At 41.4% G+C, this 22,704-nt stretch carries 19 protein-coding genes; 18 read left to right on the top strand and 1 reads right to left on the bottom strand.

The window, feature by feature from the left end:
* The first annotated feature begins 247 nt into the window (after positions 1-247).
* The 18 genes from AAEY78_RS05940 to AAEY78_RS06025 all read left to right on the top strand — a co-directional run bounded on the left by AAEY78_RS05940 (position 248) and on the right by AAEY78_RS06025 (position 22,050).
* Positions 248-1,417, top strand: coding sequence for a lipocalin family protein (locus tag AAEY78_RS05940; protein ID WP_352338137.1), 1,170 nt, complete (start codon positions 248-250; stop codon positions 1,415-1,417).
* 315 nt (positions 1,418-1,732) lie between these two features.
* Positions 1,733-3,178, top strand: a complete 1,446-nt coding sequence (locus tag AAEY78_RS05945) for a glyceraldehyde-3-phosphate dehydrogenase (RefSeq protein ID WP_352338138.1) — start codon at positions 1,733-1,735, stop codon at positions 3,176-3,178.
* A gap of 312 nt (positions 3,179-3,490) precedes the next feature.
* Entirely contained in the window at positions 3,491-4,723 is a 1,233-nt protein-coding gene (gene cgtA, locus AAEY78_RS05950) for an Obg family GTPase CgtA (protein WP_352338139.1), read from the top strand.
* Positions 4,724-4,910: 187 nt separating this feature from the next.
* Positions 4,911-6,080, top strand: a complete 1,170-nt coding sequence (gene proB, locus AAEY78_RS05955) for a glutamate 5-kinase (RefSeq protein ID WP_352338140.1) — start codon at positions 4,911-4,913, stop codon at positions 6,078-6,080.
* Between the two features lie 161 nt (positions 6,081-6,241).
* Positions 6,242-7,378, top strand: coding sequence for a uroporphyrinogen decarboxylase (gene hemE / locus AAEY78_RS05960; RefSeq protein WP_352338141.1), 1,137 nt, complete (start codon positions 6,242-6,244; stop codon positions 7,376-7,378).
* A 110-nt stretch (positions 7,379-7,488) separates the two neighbouring features.
* Positions 7,489-8,556, top strand: a complete 1,068-nt coding sequence (argC, locus tag AAEY78_RS05965; protein WP_352338142.1) for an N-acetyl-gamma-glutamyl-phosphate reductase — start codon at positions 7,489-7,491, stop codon at positions 8,554-8,556.
* Between the two features lie 330 nt (positions 8,557-8,886).
* Positions 8,887-9,834, top strand: coding sequence for a hypothetical protein (locus AAEY78_RS05970; protein WP_352338143.1), 948 nt, complete (start codon positions 8,887-8,889; stop codon positions 9,832-9,834).
* Between the two features lie 134 nt (positions 9,835-9,968).
* Positions 9,969-10,379, top strand: coding sequence for an ATP-dependent Clp protease adaptor ClpS (locus AAEY78_RS05975; RefSeq protein WP_352338144.1), 411 nt, complete (start codon positions 9,969-9,971; stop codon positions 10,377-10,379).
* Positions 10,380-11,068: 689 nt separating this feature from the next.
* The gene (locus AAEY78_RS05980) at positions 11,069-13,627 is read left to right on the top strand and encodes an AAA family ATPase (RefSeq protein WP_352338145.1); all 2,559 of its coding nucleotides are present in this window, start codon (positions 11,069-11,071) and stop codon (positions 13,625-13,627) included.
* Positions 13,628-13,810: 183 nt separating this feature from the next.
* Positions 13,811-14,566 carry a uracil-DNA glycosylase gene (locus AAEY78_RS05985; RefSeq protein WP_352338401.1) on the top strand — a complete coding sequence of 252 codons (756 nt, stop codon included), beginning with the start codon at positions 13,811-13,813 and terminating at the stop codon, positions 14,564-14,566.
* Between the two features lie 94 nt (positions 14,567-14,660).
* On the top strand, positions 14,661-15,155 hold the full coding sequence (tadA, locus tag AAEY78_RS05990; RefSeq protein WP_352338403.1) for a tRNA adenosine(34) deaminase TadA: 495 nt from the start codon (positions 14,661-14,663) through the stop codon (positions 15,153-15,155).
* A gap of 171 nt (positions 15,156-15,326) precedes the next feature.
* Complete coding sequence (gene cmk, locus AAEY78_RS05995) at positions 15,327-16,088, top strand: (d)CMP kinase (protein ID WP_352338146.1); 762 nt, start codon at positions 15,327-15,329, stop codon at positions 16,086-16,088.
* A 345-nt stretch (positions 16,089-16,433) separates the two neighbouring features.
* Positions 16,434-18,125, top strand: a complete 1,692-nt coding sequence (rpsA, locus tag AAEY78_RS06000) for a 30S ribosomal protein S1 (protein ID WP_352338405.1) — start codon at positions 16,434-16,436, stop codon at positions 18,123-18,125.
* A gap of 278 nt (positions 18,126-18,403) precedes the next feature.
* A complete protein-coding gene (locus tag AAEY78_RS06005) occupies positions 18,404-18,709 on the top strand; it encodes an integration host factor subunit beta (RefSeq protein ID WP_352338147.1) in 306 nt (101 codons plus the stop codon).
* A 110-nt stretch (positions 18,710-18,819) separates the two neighbouring features.
* The gene (locus tag AAEY78_RS06010; RefSeq protein ID WP_352338149.1) at positions 18,820-19,260 is read left to right on the top strand and encodes a lipopolysaccharide assembly protein LapA domain-containing protein; all 441 of its coding nucleotides are present in this window, start codon (positions 18,820-18,822) and stop codon (positions 19,258-19,260) included.
* A gap of 115 nt (positions 19,261-19,375) precedes the next feature.
* Positions 19,376-20,095, top strand: a complete 720-nt coding sequence (gene pyrF, locus AAEY78_RS06015) for an orotidine-5'-phosphate decarboxylase (protein WP_352338407.1) — start codon at positions 19,376-19,378, stop codon at positions 20,093-20,095.
* A gap of 168 nt (positions 20,096-20,263) precedes the next feature.
* Positions 20,264-21,061 (top strand): metallophosphoesterase, encoded by a 798-nt coding sequence (locus AAEY78_RS06020; RefSeq protein WP_352338151.1) that lies wholly within the window; start codon positions 20,264-20,266, stop codon positions 21,059-21,061.
* Between the two features lie 251 nt (positions 21,062-21,312).
* Entirely contained in the window at positions 21,313-22,050 is a 738-nt protein-coding gene (locus tag AAEY78_RS06025) for a histidine phosphatase family protein (RefSeq protein ID WP_502943699.1), read from the top strand.
* 211 nt (positions 22,051-22,261) lie between these two features.
* Here the strand turns inward: AAEY78_RS06025 and rpsT are convergent, their stop codons facing one another.
* The gene (rpsT, locus tag AAEY78_RS06030) at positions 22,262-22,528 is read right to left on the bottom strand and encodes a 30S ribosomal protein S20 (RefSeq protein WP_182405470.1); all 267 of its coding nucleotides are present in this window, start codon (positions 22,526-22,528) and stop codon (positions 22,262-22,264) included.
* Positions 22,529-22,704 lie beyond the last annotated feature (176 nt).

Below are 22,704 nucleotides of genomic sequence, written 5' to 3' on the forward strand. Positions count from 1 at the left end.
GCGGTCAATAGCCCATCTATAAACACAATATTATCGCATAAATAGTTGTTTTCCATATAAATTACACAAGCGTTACACTGTATGTAATCTGCTCAATTACGAGAGTATTGCTTACAAACCGTTGCGTTTTCCTACACTGCCACACTGTATTAACAGTGACCATGCCCTTAAGATAAACTATAAATTTTTAAAGTATATTTATTAAGTATCTTTCAAAATATAAATCATAGCTAACAATGGGACACCTATGAAAACCACCAAGTTACCTCAGTCAGCATGGAATGACGCACAGGCAGCCGGTTCTCAGTCGCAGTCGGTTAACCAGTCAGAATCTTATTATCCTACTTGCGATAAAAACAAGCAGACCGGTCGTGCCAGTAATGATGATCTTTATAAAAATTCGTTTGGAAAAGATTCATTCAATAAAGGTTTATTTAATAAAGTGGTTACGGTTAATATGCTTATTAATGAAACAGCACCGCCTACTATCAGTAGCGCTTATAAAAAAGCAGCCAATAAAAACGCATTTAGTAAAAAGGCGTCGCAGCAAATTGAGGGGGTATCAACGGCGGCTATGTATTCATCTAGCGCGCTATTATCTAATGAGCAATTGATGAATGACCGCGTAGCGAACAAAGCGTCTAAAATCGCTCAACCTTCATCTGATATCCATATGCCTATCAAGAACCTTAATATCGGTAAACAGCAACACGATAATATTTCGGCAGACATAACTGCCCAAATTCCGGAACGTGTTTTTATGAATGGTCTTATTAAACATACTGCGATTGCCTTAGCGATTATTATCCCGTTAGCTGCTTTTTCTGCCTATGCTGCGCCGCAAAATATGCCTATGAATGCAATAAATGAAAGTAAAAATCAAGTTATTGAACCGTCCTCAGTTATCCATAACTCAGCAAGTACGCCAACGACTGTGGATAGCGTTGATCTTGAACAATATGCTGGTACATGGTATGAGATAGGGCGTTTGCCTATGTATTTTCAGCGTAAGTGCGCAAGTGACGTGACAGCGACGTATACTGGTAAAGCAGATGGCTCAGGTATTGATGTACTGAATCAATGTCGTAAACAAGATGGCTTGATGATGAGCGCCAATGGGCTAGCAAAAGCCGTTGATAACTCAGGTAGTAAGTTAAAAGTTACCTTTTTACCGTCATGGATTCGCTGGTTGCCGGTAGGGCGCGCGGATTATTGGGTACTAGCACGTGATGCCAATTACCAAACGGCTCTTGTTGGTACGCCTGATAAAAAATATTTGTGGTTGCTGGCGCGTACGCCAAATATCAGTCAGCAAACTTATAGTAAATATAGTCAGATTGCACAGCAGCAGGGTTATGATTTAAAAGAGTTTAAATTGACGCCCCAAACTAACCAACACGTAAAACTGGTTCCTTAATAGCACAATGACTTATTTATCATTTAAACCGCTCATTCGCTCTAATATATTTGCAAGAAGAAACCTGTCATCTGCATTATTGGCAATAATAACGGTTATCACTAGCAAAATAGGGCATTTTACGCTAGAATCTAGACGATTTACACGCAACAATGCTAAGCCGTTTTTATTGCTATCTCTTGTTTATAATCAATAAAGCGCCATTTTGATTGCGTCTCTGTTTAGCCTCAGTTTTATTGATTGTTTTATTCTACTTATATTTTCTTATTCGTTTGTCATCATTTCTATTGATCTTATCTTTTACTGACTATAAGGATGTTCCTCGTGAGCAACGCTGATACCTTACGCCAATTACATCAAGACCATTTAAGCCAATATAATAATCAAGAACAACAAGCCATCGAATTGATTGGTTTATTAAATAAACTCTATAACGAGCAAGATGTTCAAGTAACCTTGTTCGGTGAGACTCTCGACACCACTTCAGTAAGCAAAGTATTGGCATTGCACCAAAAAGCTGCCATACGTGAATCAGGCGCTGAGCCGCTTGCTATTGCTGACACTTTAGATATGGTAAAAGCGATTGCTGAGCATACTGAACTTCAATCAACCAGCATTGATGTTGGTCAGCTTATTGTGAATAACAGCGACCTAGCAGCGGCATTGCAAGCAATAAATACCTCTGAGCAAGCGCAAAATGGCGCAACAGATGTTGTGCTCTATGGCTTTGGTCGTATCGGTCGTATCTTAACTCGTCTATTATTATCAAAAGCGTCAAGCGTTAAAGGCTTACAATTAAAAGCCATCGTTGTACGTCCAGCAGCAGCAGGCGACCTTGCCAAGCGTGTGTCATTGCTTGAGCGTGACTCGATTCATGGCAGCTTTTCTGGTGGCGTGAGCATTGATGATGACAATAACGGCATGATTATTAATGGTCGTTTTGTGCAAGTTATTTATGCAAAAGACCCAAGCGAGATTGACTATACTGCTTATGGTATTGATAATGCATTAGTTATCGATAATACGGGTATTTGGAAAGATGAAGACGGTTTAGGTAAGCATTTACAGTCTAAGGGCGTGAAAAAAGTCTTATTAACCGCGCCAGCTGGCGGTGAGATTAAAAACGTCGTGTATGGTGTCAACAACAATACCGTGGGCGACGACACGATTGTCAGTGCGGCAAGCTGTACTACCAACGCGATTACGCCTATGCTAAAAGTCTTAAATGATGAATACGGCATTGAAAATGGTCACGTTGAGACGATTCACTCGTTCACCAATGATCAAAATTTGATTGATAATTATCATAAAGCTGATCGCCGTGGTCGTAGTGCCGTATTAAATATGGTTATCACCAGCACTGGTGCTGCAAAAGCAGTGGGCAAAGCATTGCCAGAGTTAAGTGGTAAATTGACAGGCAACGCCATTCGCGTGCCTACGCCAAACGTTAGCTTAGCGATTTTAAACTTAAATTTAAAAACGGCGCCACAAAGTGCGGATGCGTTAAACGAATTTATGCGTAAGATTTCTAACAGCAACCAGTGGCAGTCACAAATTGCTTATACTGATTCAACAGAAGCAGTCTCTACTGACTTTGTTGGCACCACGCACGTTGGCGTTGTTGATGCTCAAGCGACTATTTTGACCGATAATCATGCTATCGTTTATATTTGGTATGATAACGAAGTTGGCTATAGCACTCAGGTTCTACGTCTAGCGACGCAAATGGCAGGTATTAACTATACTCAGGTGCCAGCTTAATCGTCTGGTTTATAATATTTTTAATATTATTGTTGATAGCAATCTGGTAAAAAAATAAGCGATATTTACTATCGCTTATTAACCACCCTTAGTAGGTAACGGTTAATCGTTAGTATCGAGTGGTTAAATGCTATACTAGTCGTCGTTAATATGACATACACTACCCGATAGTCTGATTGGTTATCGGGTTTTGTTGCCATAATGAGCACTGATATTGGCTTTATTTAAGGGTGCACTTTTCATTAGAGCATCTTTACATATAGGCAAAATTAGTCCGAGCTGTAACCCAAATTGTAAATTAAGGAACGTAACATGCGATTTATTGATGAAGCCATCGTAACCGTAAAAGCAGGCGATGGTGGTAACGGTATCGCCAGTTTTCGCCGAGAAAAGTATGTCCCACGTGGCGGACCGGATGGCGGTGATGGTGGTACTGGTGGTGACATTTATGTGATTGCTGAAGATAATACCAACACCTTAGTCGATTATCGCTACACCCGTCGCTACGATGCCATGCGCGGTGAAAACGGTCATAGCCGAAACTGCTCAGGTAAAGGCTCAGACGATGTTTTTCTACCAGTACCAGTTGGGACTACGGTTATTGATACTGAGACTGATGAAGTGTTGGGTGACATGACCGAAATTGGTCAGACCTTCCTGATTGCCAAAGGTGGCGATGGTGGTTTAGGGAATACTCACTTTAAAAGCTCAACCAATCAAGCCCCGCGTAAAGCAACATCAGGCTTTGAAGGCGAGCTAAAAGTACTCAAGTTTGAGCTAAAAGTGGTGGCAGACGTTGGACTAATTGGTCTACCGAACGCAGGTAAATCGACTTTTATTCGCCAAGTATCAGCCGCGACTCCTAAAGTTGCCGATTATCCGTTTACTACTTTAGTGCCGAACTTAGGCGTGGTTGATATTGGTCGCCATCGCTCATTTGTCATGGCAGATATTCCTGGTTTGATTGAAGGCGCCTCAGAAGGTGCTGGTCTTGGTATTCGCTTTTTAAAGCATGTGGCACGTACACGTCGCCTGCTACATATCGTTGATATTCAACCGCTTGATGGTAGTGACCCAGTACAAAATGCGCGTATTATTTTTAATGAGCTTGAGCGCTTTTCACCAGAGCTGGCGAATTTGCCCCAAATTTTAATTCTAAATAAAATCGATCAGATAGTTGATACAGATGAATTAAATGAGCTGTGCGAACATATTATTGCCGAGCTTGACTGGACAGGCGCTGTGTTCCGTACCTCAACCCTCACAGGTGAAGGTGTCGATCCGGTTAAATATCATTTGATGAATGAGATTGAGCTTGAGCGCGAGCGCGAGTTAGAATTTCCGGAATTTGCTGAAGCGCAAAGAGCACGCTTTGAGCGTTTAGAAGTAGAAGTGCGCCGTAATACCGAAGCGCAGCGTGAAGCCTATCGCGCCGCTCGTAAAGCCCAGCGCGAAGGCACTGATTTGCCAGATGATGATAGCTTTGATGGTGAAGCCTTTGACGACGATGACGATGATGGCGTGGAAGTGGTATACGCCCCTTAAATTGTCTGCTATCACTCTGACAGTTTAAGTATGATTTTGTTGGAGAGGAAGTCTGCTAGTTTGCAGTTTTCTCTTTTGATAATACTTTATTGATATCTAATTAATGAGGTACGATTTTTTTTAAATGCGTTATGTTTTAGATAATGTAATGTATTTTACACCCATCCCGCAATATACAGGAGTTTTTATGGCAGGTGACATGGAACAGACGACAGAAGCAAGGTTTGTGAAGCAAACTCGCAACTTTGATATTAAGCGCGTTATTGTCAAGATTGGCTCATCATTATTAACCAATAATGGTCGGGGTCTCGATCGAACTGCCATTTACGAGTGGGCAAAACAGATTGCAAAACTGCATAATAAAGGCGTAGAAGTATTATTGGTATCATCGGGTGCCGTCGCCGAAGGTGTCGTACGTATGAACCTTGAGGAGCGTCCCAAAAAGCTTGCTGCATTGCAAGCGTGTGCCTCTATCGGTCAGATGGGCTTGATTGAAACTTGGTGTTCAGCCCTTATTCAGCACGGTATTCAAAGCTCACAATTGCTATTGACCCATGATGATTTATCCAATCGTAGCCGTTATCTGAATACCAGTAGCGCGCTGACTCAATTGCTAGAATGGCGTGTGCTGCCAGTTATTAATGAAAATGATACCATTACCATTGATGAGATTAAGTTTGGCGATAATGACACGCTAGGCGCAATGGCAGCAGCAATGGTCAATGCGGATTTATATATCATCTTAACTGATCAAGAAGGTGTGTTTACGGACAATCCGCGTCACAATCCCAATGCAAAAATGATTCGCCAAGAGCGTGCTATGGCAGATTATTTGTTTGATATTGCTGGTGATGGCGGTAAGCTTGGTCGCGGTGGTATGTTAACCAAAATCCGCGCTGGTCGCTTAGCCGCTATGGGTGGCTGTCCGACTGTGATTGTTAGTGGCGCTATCGATGATGTGATTACCCGTGTAGTCTCAGGCGAAGCAGTCGGCACGTTATTAACCACTAATGAGCACGATAAAATTATCGCTCGCAAGCAATGGATAGCTGCACATTTGCGGATGTCAGGCACGCTAATAGTCGATGCTGGTGCTGCTCGCGCTGTCATTGATAATAATAGAAGCCTATTACCAGTTGGCGTGGTAGAAGTGCGAGGCGACTTCGATGAAGGCGATGTGGTTGAAATTGTCCATCAAGATACGGGCGAGCGCTTAGCCATTGGTCAGGTAAATTTCTCATCAAACGATGCGCGCCGTGTGGCTCGTGAACGTACAGAACAGTTTGGTAAGATTTTCGGCAATAAAGAGGAGCGGGTAGTGATGGTACACCGCGATAATTTAGCGTTGTCAATGTAAAGTCTTGTCGATGTAAAGCATTACTAATGCAATGATACATGCCTAATTATATATATAGTTATATAGCTATACCTTGTTTTAATATTCATATCGTTATTTTTATCTCACCCTATGTTTAACACTGACAATAATACATATTGTTCTATTTTGGAGATTGGTGCATGAGCTTCTCGGATACTGTTAACTCGCCTCAGCAAAATTTTGCTCCCCTAAAAAATGATAGATTGTTACGGGCGTTGCGTTTTGAGCCAGTAGATACCACTCCAGTTTGGATGATGCGTCAGGCAGGGCGTTATTTACCAGAATATAAAGCCACCCGTGCTGAAGCGGGCGACTTTATGAGCTTATGTAGAGACACTGCGCGTGCGACTGAGGTAACGTTACAGCCGTTACGTCGTTTTGATTTAGATGCCTCTATTTTATTTAGTGATATTTTGACCATTCCTGATGCGATGGGATTGGGCTTATATTTTGAAGCTGGTGAAGGTCCTAAATTTAAATACCCTATCCGTAACCAAGCAGATCTCGATAGAATACCTACTATTGATGTCAATGATTCGCTAGATTATGTCATGCGTGCAGTGACCAGTATCCGTACTGAGATTAATGGAGCAGTGCCACTGTTTGGTTTTTCAGGCAGTCCGTGGACGCTTGCTACTTATATGATTGAAGGCGGCGGCTCAAAAGATTATCGTTATACCAAAGGTATGCTGTATGGCAATCCGCAGTTTTTACATCAATTGTTAGATAAGCTTGCCATTGCCGTCATTGACTATTTAGATGCACAAGTGATTGCTGGGGCGCAAGCGTTACAAATATTTGACAGTTGGGGCGGCGCATTGGGTCATCGTCAATTTATTGAATTCTCCCATGCATATAATAAGCGCATTGTGGCGGAGTTAAAGGTACGTCATCCCACTATTCCGGTGATTTTATTCACTAAGGGCGGGGGACTGTGGTTAGATATTCAAGCTGATAGTGAAGCGGATGCGCTAGGACTTGATTGGACAATGCCAATCGACCGTGCTCGCCAAGTATTACGCGCAAGTGAGCGCCAGTTAAGTGAGCAGTATCAGCAGCCACAGCGCCGTAAAGCCGTTCAAGGGAACTTAGATCCAGCGACGCTATACGGTTCACCAGAAACCATTCGTAAAGAAGTTAAAGCAATGTTAGACAGTGCTTATGCGTGTGGCGAAAAGACAGGCTATGTGGCAAACTTAGGTCACGGCATTACCCAGTGGGCTGACCCTGAGCGAGCTAAAGTCTTTATCGATGCAGTGCATGAATATCAGCTGTAATTAAAATTATTGTAGTTAGAATCACGACCGTTATCTATGACGGTCATTATTGGCTCGTCAAATAGTTTTTGATACTATCCCAATTGGTATAATTAGTAAAAGGATGTCTTATGATTTCAGCAGCGATTGTCGGTGGCACAGGATATACAGGTATTGAGCTGATTCGATTGTTATCAGCGCATCCTAAAGTGTCCATTGATTTATTGACCTCACGTAGTGAAGCTGGTACGCGTGCTGATGAGATATTTCCAAGTTTGCGCGGTATCTCTGACTTAGTATTTAGCGATTTGGGTGATGATACCTTATCTATGCTCCAGCGCTGTGATGTGGTGTTTTTTGCCACACCGCACGGCGTAGCGATGCGACAGGCAGAAGCCTTGACCCAAGCGGGCGTTAAAGTGATTGATTTGGCAGCAGATTTTCGCTTGCAATCTTTATCAGATTTTGAGCACTGGTATCAGCAGTCGCATACCTGTCCTGAATTACTAAAAAAAGCCGTTTATGGTCTGCCTGAAATCAATCGCCATAAGCTTGCTACTGCAAACGTGGTCGGCAATCCTGGTTGCTATCCGACCACCGCTATTTTAGGGTTAAAGCCCATTATTGAGCTGCAAAATCAACAAAAAACGCAGCTAATTGATGCTCGGATTGTGATTGATGCAAAATCTGGCGTGTCAGGTGCAGGTCGTCAAGCAAGCCTTGCGCTAAACTATGCTGAAACTACAGATAATTTTAAAGCGTATGGGGTAACAGGTCATCGTCACTTACCAGAGATTGAACAAGGTATTGCGCAACTATTAAACAGTCAATTTACCCATCGCGTGCGTTTTTTACCGCATTTAGTGCCGATGATTCGCGGTATGCTAAGCTCAATCCATATGGAGCTGACTGAAGTAGGAAAAAGTATTGACTGGCAGCAAGTATTTGAAGCAGCTTATGAGCGCGAACCTTTTATCGATATTTTACCAAAAGGCATCTATCCAGACACCCGTAGCGTGCGCGCCAGCAATCGTCTGCGTATTGCTGTGCATCAGGACAATGAACGCGCTGAGCTAACAGTACTGGTAGTACAAGATAATCTTGTTAAAGGCGCAGCAGGGCAAGCCGTTCAAAATATGAATGTTATGTTTGGACTTGATGAAACCTTAGGGCTAAACGATGCGCCTATAGTTCCTTAATTAATGTATTCTGTAATCCGTGTGTTCTTCAATTCGTGACTTTTAAAATAACGGTTTCAAATTATTTTTCTTAAGGTATTGTAAAGATGGCAGTGCGATTATCATCAACTGCCTATAATCACGAATAATACGTAAATATGAAGTTATTTAACCCATTATTCATCATCATTAATCCATAAATAACCTTTAATCGAGTATTGAATAGACGGTTTAACGCTGACATATCACAGCATAGTTACTGTAAAGTCAGCATCCTGACAGCGCTGTGCTAGGTATTGACACTAAATTCCGTTATAATATTTCGCTTTACTGTTAAGAGATATTGTCTAGATGCGTGTTAAGACTGCCCCCCGCTTGCGCTTGCAACCAGCACAATTATCGTGTCACCTGCCAGCTTCTGAATCCGATACTTTGCTGGGTACTCATCAGTTGCCTGATATTAACAGTGCTGAAGACATAGATATGACTCAGAGTATCGCGAATAGTCAACGAGGTGCGGTCACAGTAACTTGGCTACTGGCACTATTTGTAGCAGCGGTACTGGTCACAGCGATTGTTGCCTTGATGCTTGGTCATAAGCTTGGGTTCCAACGTGGTTATTATGCCTTGCAAGATGAGACTAAGCTGTCGGCAGTCGATATCGAGCAGACCAGTAAATCGTTAAAAGATTTAAAAATTAAAAATAAAGTTTTGACCAATCAAGTGGCAACTGCTAAGCAAGAGTTGCTTATTAGCTTGACTAATTTAGATGAGCTGCGTGAAACTCAAAAAGAGGTTAAAGTAGAGAGTCAGCAGGTTTCTCAGTTAAATGAGCTATATGCTAAGCTAATCACCAAGCAAGGTGGTATGCCACTACAGATTCTCGGAGCTAAAATTGACCCTCTTCCTGAAAATGCATTTGAGTTTGGTTTTGATGTAGGGATGTTGAGTGAAGACGGTCAAGCAAAAAATCTAGCCGTAACCTTGACGCTACAGGATAAAGATAACTTTATAGAAGTGCCACTTGAGCCAGCGAATTATGCGATTGAAGGTATCGTTCGTATTCGTGGTCGCTTTGTAATGCCAGCAGGTTTTAAACCATTACAAGTTAAGCTGAACTTGGAAGCGGGCGAGCAAAAAGTTGAGCAGCTTTATGATTGGAATTTAGGTGCTATGGTAGACAATATGCCGTTATCATTATTAGATTTGCCAGAAGTAGATAAAAGCCCCATTGCTAGTAATGCTCCAGTCGTTACAAAAAAAGCGACTACCACTAGTAAGGCAGACAGTATCAAATAGTAAACCAGCTCCTCAGTAACTGTTGCCAATATGTTATTACTTATCTAGATTCATCGTCTATACAAAGAGATATAGTCTTCTTTTTGTATAGACACATTAGCCCTTTTTACATACCTTATTGAATACTGATTGCTATGATAAAAAATACAGTAACTGATACGCATTTAATGATTGATGATTGGCACTTTCCAGCGTTGCCAGTCGGTCATCGTGCGCAGGTCGATAATCCGGAAAGTGAAACCACGCCGCACACCGATGTACTGGTTGCGGAGCCTGAAATCGCAAAACCACCAATGTATGCGGTGGTTATGTATAATGATAACTATACGCCGATGGAGTTTGTGGTTTATATTCTGCAATCAGAATTCCGACATGAAGTTGAAAAAGCAATTGAGATTATGATGACTATTCATAATAGCAATAAAGGTATTGCTGGTATTTATCCTAAAGATATCGCTGAAACTAAAGCGAAAAAGGTCAATAGTTTGGCGCACCGTGAAGGCTACCCTTTATTGACTCAAATTGAACCGCATCAAGGTGAATAAAGAAGCTGTTTTCATATATAAAGGCTAGGCGGTCATTTTGACGTTGGCAACTCTATACTGTCAGTTGAAGGTTAAATTACTGTCCTGCTACCACTTAACTATACCCTTTTCAATTCTATATTTTTAATCCCTCATTATCTATAGTCTGCTTTTTAATACTCTATATACGTTTATTTTTATTATTCTAGTCTTGCTACCGCTGCAGAACTTGTCAAATACTAGGCTATAAATTTTACTATTTATCATTCTTTAGCGCTATAAAAAAGCCTCGTTGCTAAGTTTATATTTAGCTACCTGCGTTTATTTCCCTTATTACTTCTTATGCCTCGCTTATAAACTACTTTATACATGCATATCTTTATTCATTATGAGCATTTTTACGGCTCTATTGATAACCATTACAGTGGACTTTAAAGTTTTTCATGATGCCTATAACAGTGAAAGTAAGCCTTGATACATTTTACAACGTGTTAATGGATTGACTATCTATGTTTATCATGTTGATATGAAGTCAAGCGGTAAGTAATAACCGTGGTAATGGTAACAATGGCTATGAGCAGAGTAAGTAGGTCATTATTAGTCTTATAACCTTTGCAACTTGAACAATGTAACGCATGGCCTAATATAGTATTCATGTGATTCATCATACTATCCCAGTATTGAGATAGGTATAACCGTAGGAACTCCTTATGTTAAGTCGTCATCTTGAAGTCTCTTTGCGTTTAGCCATGACACTTGCGCGTCAAAAATCGCATGAGTATCTCACGGTTGAACACTTATTATTGGCATTGTTAGAAAATACGCATGCGGCTAATACCTTGACCGCATGTAATGCGAATGTATCCAGTTTGCGTACTGAACTTGAGGCATATATTAATAAGCATACACCAACGGTAGATGTGGATATGGAGCAGTCGCCACAGCCGACTCAAAGCTTTGATCGTATTTTGCAACGTGCAATATTTCATGTGCAGTCTATTGGCGGCGGTCGTTTGGTAGAAGGTTCAGATATCCTTGTTTCCATGTTCTCAGAGCATGATACCTATGCGGTTTATTTGCTGAAAAAGCAAGGTATCAGCCGTTTAGAGTTGACGCAATATCTATCCCATGGTCAAGATAAAGAAGAGCCCTCTGAGCCACGCGCATCTATGACGGGTGAACGTCGTAGTGCCTCTGAACGTACCAGTAAAGATCCATTAGTCGAGTTTGCTAGCAATTTAAATCAACGCGCAGCAGAAGGCAAAACCGATCCGTTGATTGGTCGGGGTCCTGAGATTGAGCGTGCCGCGCAAGTATTGTGCCGTCGCCGCAAAAATAACCCGCTATTGGTTGGGGAGCCGGGTGTTGGTAAAACCTCTATTGCCGAAGGGTTAGCGTGGTTGATTATTAATGATAAAGCGCCAAAACCATTGAGTGGTTGTGTGATTTATAGTCTTGATATTGGCGCGTTAATCGCTGGTACTAAGTATCGCGGTGATTTTGAAAAACGTATGAAGTCACTACTTGATGCACTCAAAAATAAGCCAAATGCTATCTTATTTATTGATGAGATTCATATGATTATTGGTGCGGGTTCATCTATGAGTAGTAATATGGATGTATCTAATTTAATAAAACCTGCGCTTGCCAATGGTGAGCTACGCTGCATAGGTTCGACTACCTTTACTGAATACCGTCAAGTATTTGAGAAAGACCACGCCCTATCACGTCGGTTCCAGAAAATTGATGTTAAAGAACCGAGCATTGATGAAAGTATTGACATCTTACGTGGTCTAAAATCACGATACGAAGAGTTTCATAATGTTGAATATACAGATGAGGCTTTGGTAAGCGCGGTACAGCTATCGGCTAAGCACATTCATGAACGTTTTTTGCCTGATAAAGCAATTGATGTTATTGATGAAGCGGGTGCCTATAAGCGTTTGGGTGTTGTTCCTGACGCTGATGACATCAATGCCGAAGATGCCTTGATTGAAGATTTAGAGCAAGTACTTAATGGGGATGAGCTTACTGATATCGATGTTGACATTGATAATGAAATGCAAGATGAAGTTGATGCTGCCAAAGCTAAAGACAAATCTAAAACTGATAACGATACGCGTAAAGCAAAGAAACAAAAGCCGCCAATGAAGATTGATGTGGTAGATATTGAAGCCATCGTTGCAAAGTTAGCGCGTATTCCGCCCAAGTCAGTATCTAGTGATGATAAGAGTGTTCTTGAGCATTTAGACCGCGATCTTAAGCGTTTGGTCTTTGGACAAGACGAAGCTATTGCGACGCTAGCAGATGCGATTAAGTTGTCACGAGCAGGGCTTAAAGCACCAGAAAAACCAATTGGCTCGTTTATGTTTGCAGGTCCAACCGGAGTTGGTAAAACAGAAGTGTCGCGTCAACTGGCAAATCTGTTGGGTGTTGAGTTAGTACGTTTTGATATGTCAGAGTATATGGAAGCACATACGGCTTCACGCTTAATTGGCGCACCGCCGGGTTATGTCGGTTTTGATCAAGGTGGTTTACTCACTGAAAAAATTAATCAGCATCCACATTGTGTCTTGTTGTTTGATGAAATCGAAAAAGCGCATCCTGACGTCTTTAACTTATTATTACAAGTCATGGATCATGGCACGTTAACAGATAACAATGGTCGGATTGCCAGCTTTAAGCAAGTGATTGTCATTATGACGACTAACGTGGGCGCTGAAAGCATCAGCCGCTCGTCTATGGGCTTCACCGAACAAGACCATAGCCGTGATAATAATGAGTCGTTAAAACGTGTATTTAGCCCTGAATTCCGTAACCGTTTAGACGCTATCATTCAATTCAATCCACTTGATACGTCAATTGTTGTATCAGTTGTTGATAAATTCTTAGTTGAATTGCAAGTTCAGCTTGATGATAAGCAAGTGACCTTAGAGATTGATGATGAGGTACGTGAGTATTTAGCCGAAAAAGGCTATGATCGTCTAATGGGCGCGCGTCCAATGCAGCGTCTGATTCAAGATGAAATCAAGAAGCCTTTGGCAAATATGATTTTGTTTGGTGATTTGATAAATGGTGGCGTTGTTCATCTGACACTAGAGCCAAAAGAGGAAGCAATAGCTAAAGAAGGTGTCTCCATTACTAAATCTCTTTCTGATACCTATGGTAATAGTATCAGTAGTGATAAAGGTTCAGCCGATAGCCGAATCATCTTAACGGTGGTTGAAACTCATGAGCCACGCTCAGACTCTGAATCAGTAGCCAGCTAGTATAATGCGCTCTTTATAAAAAACGGTTACTGTGTACTATGGTAGCCGTTTTTTTATGCCGTGCTTTTTGGTTTGGTTCTTTTTGGCACAGTTCGCAATGTTTATACTGAATTTATGCCTTATTTTTTGTTACTATCATTTAATATTTATAATGACTTATTATTCATAAAAAGGTAACGCATGATGCAGTTATTTGAGAATGAAAAAACGATATCTGGTACGACTACCAAAACAGCAGCAGAAAGGCAGGCAATTTTAGATAAAGTGCGCCTACCAGAAGATTGGAAGCAGGCGCTTGCAGAGGAATTGACCTCCGAAAATATGGATGCCCTACGAGGTTTTTTAAAGCTCGCTTATCAGTCTGATGTTAGTGTCTATCCACCGACACCGTTAATGTTTAATGCCTTTAATTTAACGCCTTTATCACAAGTAAAAGTAGTCATCTTAGGTCAAGATCCTTATCATCGGCCAGGACAAGCAATGGGTTTGTCTTTTTCGGTTCCCAAGGCGATTCCTAAGCCACCATCATTAAATAACGTGCTGAAAGAGATGGCAAGTGATATCGGCACCAAGCATTCTGCGCATGGAGATTTGACTTCTTGGGCGCAGCAAGGGGTATTGTTACTTAATAGCTCGTTGACGGTGAATGAGGGAGAGCCAAACAGCCATCAAAATGCAGGTTGGGAGCAGTTTACGGACACAGTCATTAATATTATTAATGAACAAACGGAGCATACCGTATTTATCCTGTGGGGTAGTAAAGCGCAAAAGAAAGGCAAGTATATCAATACCGATAAGCATTTAATTTTAACCGCTGTGCATCCATCACCACTCGCTGCCAATCGGGGCGGATTTTTCGGCTCTAAACCCTTTTCTAAAACCAATGATTATCTCGTGCAATATGGTAAAACACCGATAGACTGGCAGTTGCCACAGTAGTTTATTTGTAATAAATATAGTAATGAGTTGAGCAGTAATAAACATGCATTCTAACAACCGACTAAGACATCCGCCCCTTATCTCAACTGACAGTATGAGTGCTACTAAATTTTGGTCTAGCCAAGATGTCAAATGGATGGAATATGCGCTAGAGCTGGCAAAACAAGGTGCTAAATGTGGCGAAGTCCCCGTAGGCGCAGTGCTGATTCATGAGCAAGCGATTATTGGCGAAGGGTATAACGAGCCGATTGGGCGTTGTGATGCCACAGCTCATGCTGAAATTGTCGCATTGAGGGACGCGTGTCAACGTTTACGCAATTACCGGTTGCCGCAGCACACGACTTTATATGTGACTCTAGAGCCATGTACCATGTGTATCGGGGCGCTGATTCACGCGCGGGTAAATAGGCTGGTTTATGCGGCTTTTGAGCCGAGAGCAGGTATGGTCGGTAGCCAAATAAACTTACCGATGCAGCCTTTTTATAATCATGCGATTGAGGTGCAGCAAGGGTTATGTGCTGAGCATAGTAGCCAGATGCTAAAGACATTTTTTCGTAAGCGCAGACAACGCGCAAAAAATAAAGTATGAAAAATAAGTGGTAAATAATGAACAGACATTGGCAAACTCTTAAGATAGCGGTCGAAGTGCTAGTGATAGTAAGGTTTATTTGATATAATGGCGCTCTATTTAGCAATGCTTGATTCTGTTAGTTATTAAGTATTTGATAAATAAACCAATATTGTTTTATAAGTGCTTACTATGACCCTTGCTAGCCCTTCTTCTAATTGTCTATTGAATGCTGATAAGTTACAGTCTGCACGTTATCCTGTTATATGCATTGATGGACCGAGTGGTGCGGGTAAGGGCACTGTGTCGTGGCGTTTGGCGCAGACTCTGGGGTATCAGCTTCTCGATTCAGGTGCTTTATATCGTATTGTTGGCTTAAAGGCGTATGAGGCAGGACTGATTAGTATTGATGATCAGCGGCCGATTGATGAAGATGCTTTATTGCTATTGACGCAAAGTTTAGACATTGTGTTTAAGGCTAATATGGATTCAGGGCGGGTCGATATCATTGTTAATGATGACATTATAGGCGAGCAAGTACGGAATGAAACGGTTGGCGGCTATGCCTCACAGATAGCTGTTTTCCCAAAAATTCGTCAAGCATTATTAAAGCTACAGCAGGATATGGCAACTCGCTCAGGACTGATTGCTGATGGTCGCGATATGGGTACAGTCGTTTTTCCAGATGCCGATGTCAAAGTATTCTTGACTGCCAGTGCTGAAGCTCGAGCGCAGCGCCGTGTGACTCAGTTAATGAATGCCGGACAAACGGCTGATTTTTCCGCTATTTTAACGACGATTAAAGCCCGCGATGAACGTGATGAGAATCGTACAACGGCACCCTCAAAACCTGCCGATGATGCACTTGTGATTGATAGCTCATATCTTGACGCCGACAAAGTATATCAGCAAATTAAAGCCTATTGTCAGTCGCAAGGCATTTGTTTTCTGTAAAAACAGAGTATATTAGAAGAGCGTTATTAAAGATAAATCAGCTTTTTGAATCATAGTGGTAAGATATAATGGACAAAATCGCCCTTTATATCATTTTTTAGTATAAAATTGCGATTATTAAATAACTATCGAACAATATAGCCTTATTAGGGAATGTTATTCGATAGTTATTCAAGACATGTGTTGCTAGCAAGTGCTATTGATAAGTAGCATTAAGAGTTTGCTTATTAGCAACAACTGTTTTTTTATATGAAGATATAAGATATAAAACCAGTATCTCGTTTTACATCTTCATAAATTTGATCCGTACTGTGCTGGACAGGATACGGCTATACAAAGGTAGACATAATGGAATCATTTGCTGAACTATTTGAAGCAAGTATTGAAAATCAGGGTCTGGATATCGAACGTGGTTCGGTTATTACCGGTACTGTTGTTGCGATCGATAGTGATTGGATTACAGTAGACACTGGTCTGAAATCTGAAGGCATCGTTGCACGTGAAGAGTTTTTAAGCGACGAAGGCGAGCTTGAAGTAGAAGTTGGCGATAGCGTTGATGTCGTGGTTGAAGCGGTTGATAACGGTATGGGTAACACCTTACTGTCACGTGAAAAAGCCAAACGCGTCGAGACGTGGAATATCCTTGAAAAAATCTATGACAACAATGAAATTGTCAAAGGTATTATTTCTAGCAAAGTAAAAGGTGGCTTCACAGTAGATATTGGTACTGTGCGCGCTTTCCTACCAGGTTCATTGGTAGATGTTCGTCCTATCCGTGATACGACGCACCTAGAAGGTAAAGAGTTAGAATTCAAAGTTATCAAACTTGATCAAAAGCGTAATAACGTTGTGGTCAGCCGCCGTGCCGTTATGGAAGCTGAAAATTCAGCTGAGCGCGAAGAGCTATTGAATAAACTCGAAGAAGGTATTGAGATCGAAGGTATCGTTAAGAACCTCACTGATTACGGTGCATTTGTTGATCTTGGCGGTATTGATGGTCTGTTGCACATCACTGATATGGCATGGCGCCGTATCAAGCACCCATCTGAAGTGGTTGAAGTGGGTCAAGACCTTAAAGTTAAAGTACTTAAATTTGACCGTGAACGCAATCGCGTAAGCCTAGGTCTAAAACAATTAGGTACTGATCCTTGGGATAACGTTGGCGGCACTTACCCAGTAGGTAGTGTGGTTAAAGCACGCGTTACCAACCTGACTGATTATGGTTGTTTTGCTGAAATTGCTGAAGGCGTTGAAGGTCTAGTTCACGTATCAGAGATGGATCATACCAACAAAAACATTCATCCATCAAAAGTTGTTCAAGTGGGTGATGAAGTTGAAGTAATGATTCTTGATATCGACGAAGAACGTCGTCGTATCAGCTTAGGTATCAAACAAACTCTAGCAAATCCATGGGATGAGTTTGATAAGAAACATGAGCGCGGTGATAAAATCACTGGCACAATTAAATCAATCACTGACTTCGGTATCTTTATCGGTCTAGATGGTGGTATTGATGGTCTAGTACATTTATCTGATATCTCTTGGAACGAAACTGGCGAAGAAGCTATTCGTAACTACAACAAAGGCGACACCGTAGAAGCTATGGTATTGTCTGTAGATTCAGAAGCCAATCGTATCAGCCTAGGCGTAAAACAATTAACTTCAGATCCATTCAACGAATACCTAGTCAACAATGACCGCGGTGCTATCGTTAATGGTAAAGTAAAAGAAGTTGATGCTAAAGGTGCCACAATCGAACTTGCTGACGAAGTAGAAGCTTACTTACGTGCTTCAGAGATTCAACGTGACCGCGTTGAAGATGCAACTAAGCATTTAAATGTTGGTGATGATGTTGAAGCGAAAATCATCAGTGTTGATCGTAAAACACGTAACATCAGCCTGTCAATCAAAGCAAAAGACGAAGCTGAAGAACGCCAAGCGATTAAAGAGCTAAGCAGCAGCACTGCGCCACAAGCTGCAGCAACTGATGCACAGCCAAAAACAATTGGTGATTTGATTAAAGAGCAAATGCAGTAAGTTTCACGCTCCTAAAAACCAGTAGTAATAAAAAAAGCGACTTCGGTCGCTTTTTTTTGTCTGCTTTTTACCGATGCTTTAATCGCTAGGTAATACCAACCAACATTAGACTTAAGTACTCTCTTTATTTATTACGCGCTAATATTTGCAACCTTGCGTTACAAAATGTAAAATGATGCTAAGTGCTTGAAACATTGTGAAGTTTTAAGTATTGGCTACTAGATTTATATAATATCCTTTCGTTTTAATAATCATTAATCATTGAGGCAAGTGTAATAATGCAACAAGCTATTAATAAGTCGGATTTTATTAACAATTTGAGTGCTAATTGTGATCATATGACCGATATGGTCATTGATGATGCTGTACGTGAGATTTTAAATCTCATGACAGACACGTTGGCAAATGATGGCCGAGTAGAGGTTCGCGGTTTTGGCAGTTTTTGCTTGCATCATCGCCGAGCACGCACAGGTCGTAATCCGAAAACAGGGGAGAGTGTACCCGTTCCTGCTAAGGCAATCCCACATTTTAAACCTGGTAAGGCTTTGCGAGAAGCCGTCAATGACAATCTCGCTTTATCATAAAAGCGGATAGATAATAACTACAATTGTTCAATAGAATGAATGCTAATATTTATTACTAATCCGAGCGAGTGGCTTACTCGTTACTATAAATTTTAGGGGAGGTAATTATTATGCGCATTTTATTATTGATATTATTGTTTTTAAGCTTCGCTTATGCACTAGGTCTCGTATTGGCTAATAATACAGAAATTGGGGTTAATTTATTGTTTTCGCAAGCCCCGACAATGAATTTAGGTCTATTGTTAATCCTGTGCCTGATCCTAGGTATTATTATAGGTATTCTTTTAGCTTTATTGATATTCCGTGTATTACAGAATAAGTGGGAAATAGCAAGATTGCAAAAGCTTAATAAAAATTTGGAAGAACAGCTGACTCAAGCACATGTGGTAATTGACCGTCAGGCGAATGCTCCTACTATAGAAGAAGCGGTTTATGGTAATAATGCGGTGCCTTCTAATACGGAAGGTTTGCATTTACACGAAACCAAAGGGCAGCTGACGACTAATTATGCTGACGACCCTACGATGCTTACTAAGCGTAAACGTGACTAATAGTAATAAAAGTTATCTTAATAAGAATGATTAGAGTAAATATGAGCTGAGTGCTATTCATGGAATAGCGCTCAATAATGAAATTTTGAGATAAAATGGTAAATTCATGATAGATATGACCGCTACTAGCACAGATCGTAATAGGGTAACTTCACCTATTATCGTGGCCTTAGATAACTTAACGGTAGAAGCAGCACTGACGTTGGCTGATCATTTGGATCCTGCTTTGTGTAGGTTGAAGGTCGGCAAAGAGTTGTTCACCCGTGCTGGACCTTCTATTGTGCAAGCGCTCCAGCAGCGTGGTTTTGATGTATTTTTAGATTTAAAATTCCATGATATTCCGAATACGACAGCTCAAGCGGTGTTGGCAGCGGCTGACTTAGGGGTATGGATGGTGAATGTCCATGCTAGTGCTGGTAGCGCTGCAATGTCATTAGCGAAGCAAAAGCTGGTTACGGGTCATTATGATACCTTATTGATTGCGGTGACAGTGCTGACTTCGATGGGTCAAGAAGGCTTACCGGAAGTTGGTGTTAATGACTGTGTAGATGTACAAGTAAGCCGTTTAGCGCAGCTGACTCAGCAATCAGGTCTGGATGGCGTTGTCTGTTCTGCTCAAGAAGCTAAAGCATTAAAAGTCTTGTGTGGAGCTGACTTTAAATTGGTAACGCCGGGTATACGTATGTTAGAGGATAGCGCAGATGATCAGCATCGTATCTGTACGCCTGCACAGGCACTACAGGACGGTTCTGACTATTTGGTTATTGGTCGCTCTATCACGCAAGCTGATGACCCTTTAGCAAAATTGCAGACTATATTGCGAAGTATAGCGTAGCTATTTACTAAGTTATTAGGTATAGCAGGTAGTGACAGCAGTGCTAAAGAATGTCTTTACCTATAAAAAAGCAGCCTTGAGTTGCTTTTTTTTATTTTTTGACCGGCAGTTATTAAATGCTACACTGAGTATCCTAATTTATTAAATCCATTACCTACCCTGTATCCTATGAAAGTACAAATATTAAGTGATTTACATATTGATAGCTATGTTAGACAGTCGCATCCGATAGGTTGTATCCCGAAAACCGAGGCAGATATCGTATTGGTAGCGGGTGATACCGCAAATAGTGATAGCGGTATGGCATGGTTGCAAGAGCAAGCTGCGCGCTTAGCAGTGCCTATTGTTACTGTTGCTGGCAATCATGAGTACTTCAATGAAGATGTGCTGCATTTTGATAAAAAGCTGGCAACGTGGGATAATTATGATGCTGCGTCTAATCAAGGGCTTAGAGTACTTCAGTGCCAGCATATAGATATTGGAAACATTCGCATTCTAGGGTGCACCTTATGGACGGATTATCAATATCAAGCAGATGCGGACACAATGGAAGTTGCTAAGCGTTTTATGCGTGATTACAAGCAGATTTATGCGGGTAATGAGCTGTTCTCACCTGAATTGTCCATGCAGCTACACGCCAAGCAGCGTCATTGGTTACAGCAAGCACTAATAGAATCGAAGGAATTGGGTAAAACTACTGTGGTCATGAGCCATCATAGTATCAGCCCGTTATCGGTATCAGAAAAATATGCCAATTTGCCAAGTAATGCCGCATTTGTGAGTGATTTTTCAGCGTGGATGGCAGAGCCTTGGGCACCAAAACTATGGATTCACGGACATACGCATGAGGCATTTGACTATCGGCTGCATAATACGCGTGTGGTCGTTAATCCGCGTGCGTATCCTAATGAAGTGAGCAGTACTGCTTTAGCATTTTCTTGGGATAAAGTTGTGACTCTTGATTAAGTTTTCACATAAGAGCTCGATTACATGCTGATTGAAATAGTGGTTTTAATGCTAACCAGTTATACAAATCCATTTTAAGTTTGAATGTTCTAACGCTATAAAGTTTGTAATCTATACTGTGTGCCTAAAAATTTGCTAGTCTATCCTTTATGACAACATTCTCTACTGATTCTTCTTATGCTCTTACGCCATTTGAGCGCAGCAATGCATCAAAATTAGATGTGCCTGTACCAGCGCATTTGCCGGATAGTATGATCTCCTCGGTGAAGTTATTGCCGGAGAACAAGCGCCTTATTCTATTTACCAGACATTCTTTACGCGAGCGCTCTGACGGTAATGGCTTTGCTGGTTATCAGTTGCCGTTGACTGCTAAAGGACGTGTACTGGCGAAGGCTTGGGGACAATGGTTGTCCAGCCATCTGCCTTATTCTCTTGATGTTGATAGTCTGTCGAGTCCCATTGGTCGCTGTATCGCTACAGCGCAGCTGATGCAGGAAGGCGCAGGGCTCCAGCGCCCTATTACCGAGCAATCCTTGCTGGTTGAACCGGGAAGCTTAGTGACGGAACCCGAACTTGCCAGCGTGGTATTTAAAGAAATCGGCGTACTTAATTTTATCAATCGCTTTTTACGAGGTAATCTTGAAGGCACCAAAAATGCTTATCAAGGCGGACTTGATATCTTATCGCTGTTTTATCAGTATCAACCACAGCCGGGGCAGTTAATGCTCGCGGTCAGTCACGATACTTTGTTATCAGCTTTTTTAGCGGTCATGTTGGATGTACCTGAAATTGATTGGAGTGATTGGCCAAAAATGATGGAAGGGGTCTTCTTGTGGTTCGATGACAAACCATTTACCGAGGCAAGTGCGTATTTTGTATGGAGAGGGGTGGTTTATCAGCGCCCGATTGGTACTTTATTAGACGGTTATCGGGCAACGGGCTTTGCACCGAGTAAGCTGTTGCTGCCACCAGAAGTTAAATGGACTTAACGAGGCAGGGTTAAATTAAAGTCAGGTAATAACTAAAGGATGAGTAGAGAACGGTTAGAAAGTAACGTTAAAGAAATCATATATCTGATTATTTACCTTTAATGCCATTAAAATACTGCGTTCTAAAAGTGATGGTATAAAAGTACTGCCATAAAAAAACCTTGCCACGAGGACAAGGTTTTTTATCTAGACGAGCTAAACTTTGCTAATCTTAAGCTTGTAGCGCTTTGATTGCTTTGTTTAGGCGGCTCTTACGACGAGCAGATTTATTCTTATGAATAATACCTTTGTCAGCCATACGGTCAAGAACTGGTACTGCTTTTTTGTACGCTTCAGTTGCCGCATCATAGTCTTTAGCTGCGATGGCTGCATCAACACGCTTCAAAAAAGTACGAACCATTGAGCGTTGTGAGGCAGAATGTTGACGAAGTTTGGTGTTTTGACGGGCGCGTTTACGAGCTTGTGCAGTATTAGCCACGCGTATCTCCTTTATAAAAGACAGGTAAGAATATGAAAGTTGATTGCAATAAATAATGGATTGTACAATCATCGGTGACGAGTAGCCGTCTCGTCAAACATGATATCGATGCTAAATACTAATAAGTCATCGCTTGCGTCAAAGCTGTTTGGAATAATTAAATAGCTTTGACGTGT

Source organism: Psychrobacter sp. 16-MNA-CIBAN-0192 (assembly GCF_040309565.1).
Taxonomy (GTDB): domain Bacteria; phylum Pseudomonadota; class Gammaproteobacteria; order Pseudomonadales; family Moraxellaceae; genus Psychrobacter.

Coding starts and splice junctions, on each gene's coding strand:
- AAEY78_RS05940 (WP_352338137.1), top strand. CDS start 248: ATGAAAACCACCAAGTTACCTCAGTCAGCATGGAATGACGCACAGGCA.
- AAEY78_RS05945 (WP_352338138.1), top strand. CDS start 1,733: ATGTTCCTCGTGAGCAACGCTGATACCTTACGCCAATTACATCAAGAC.
- cgtA (WP_352338139.1), top strand. CDS start 3,491: ATGCGATTTATTGATGAAGCCATCGTAACCGTAAAAGCAGGCGATGGT.
- proB (WP_352338140.1), top strand. CDS start 4,911: ATGGCAGGTGACATGGAACAGACGACAGAAGCAAGGTTTGTGAAGCAA.
- hemE (WP_352338141.1), top strand. CDS start 6,242: ATGAGCTTCTCGGATACTGTTAACTCGCCTCAGCAAAATTTTGCTCCC.
- argC (WP_352338142.1), top strand. CDS start 7,489: ATGATTTCAGCAGCGATTGTCGGTGGCACAGGATATACAGGTATTGAG.
- AAEY78_RS05970 (WP_352338143.1), top strand. CDS start 8,887: ATGCGTGTTAAGACTGCCCCCCGCTTGCGCTTGCAACCAGCACAATTA.
- AAEY78_RS05975 (WP_352338144.1), top strand. CDS start 9,969: ATGATAAAAAATACAGTAACTGATACGCATTTAATGATTGATGATTGG.
- AAEY78_RS05980 (WP_352338145.1), top strand. CDS start 11,069: ATGTTAAGTCGTCATCTTGAAGTCTCTTTGCGTTTAGCCATGACACTT.
- AAEY78_RS05985 (WP_352338401.1), top strand. CDS start 13,811: ATGCAGTTATTTGAGAATGAAAAAACGATATCTGGTACGACTACCAAA.
- tadA (WP_352338403.1), top strand. CDS start 14,661: ATGAGTGCTACTAAATTTTGGTCTAGCCAAGATGTCAAATGGATGGAA.
- cmk (WP_352338146.1), top strand. CDS start 15,327: ATGACCCTTGCTAGCCCTTCTTCTAATTGTCTATTGAATGCTGATAAG.
- AAEY78_RS06005 (WP_352338147.1), top strand. CDS start 18,404: ATGCAACAAGCTATTAATAAGTCGGATTTTATTAACAATTTGAGTGCT.
- AAEY78_RS06010 (WP_352338149.1), top strand. CDS start 18,820: ATGCGCATTTTATTATTGATATTATTGTTTTTAAGCTTCGCTTATGCA.
- pyrF (WP_352338407.1), top strand. CDS start 19,376: ATGACCGCTACTAGCACAGATCGTAATAGGGTAACTTCACCTATTATC.
- AAEY78_RS06020 (WP_352338151.1), top strand. CDS start 20,264: ATGAAAGTACAAATATTAAGTGATTTACATATTGATAGCTATGTTAGA.
- AAEY78_RS06025 (WP_502943699.1), top strand. CDS start 21,313: ATGATCTCCTCGGTGAAGTTATTGCCGGAGAACAAGCGCCTTATTCTA.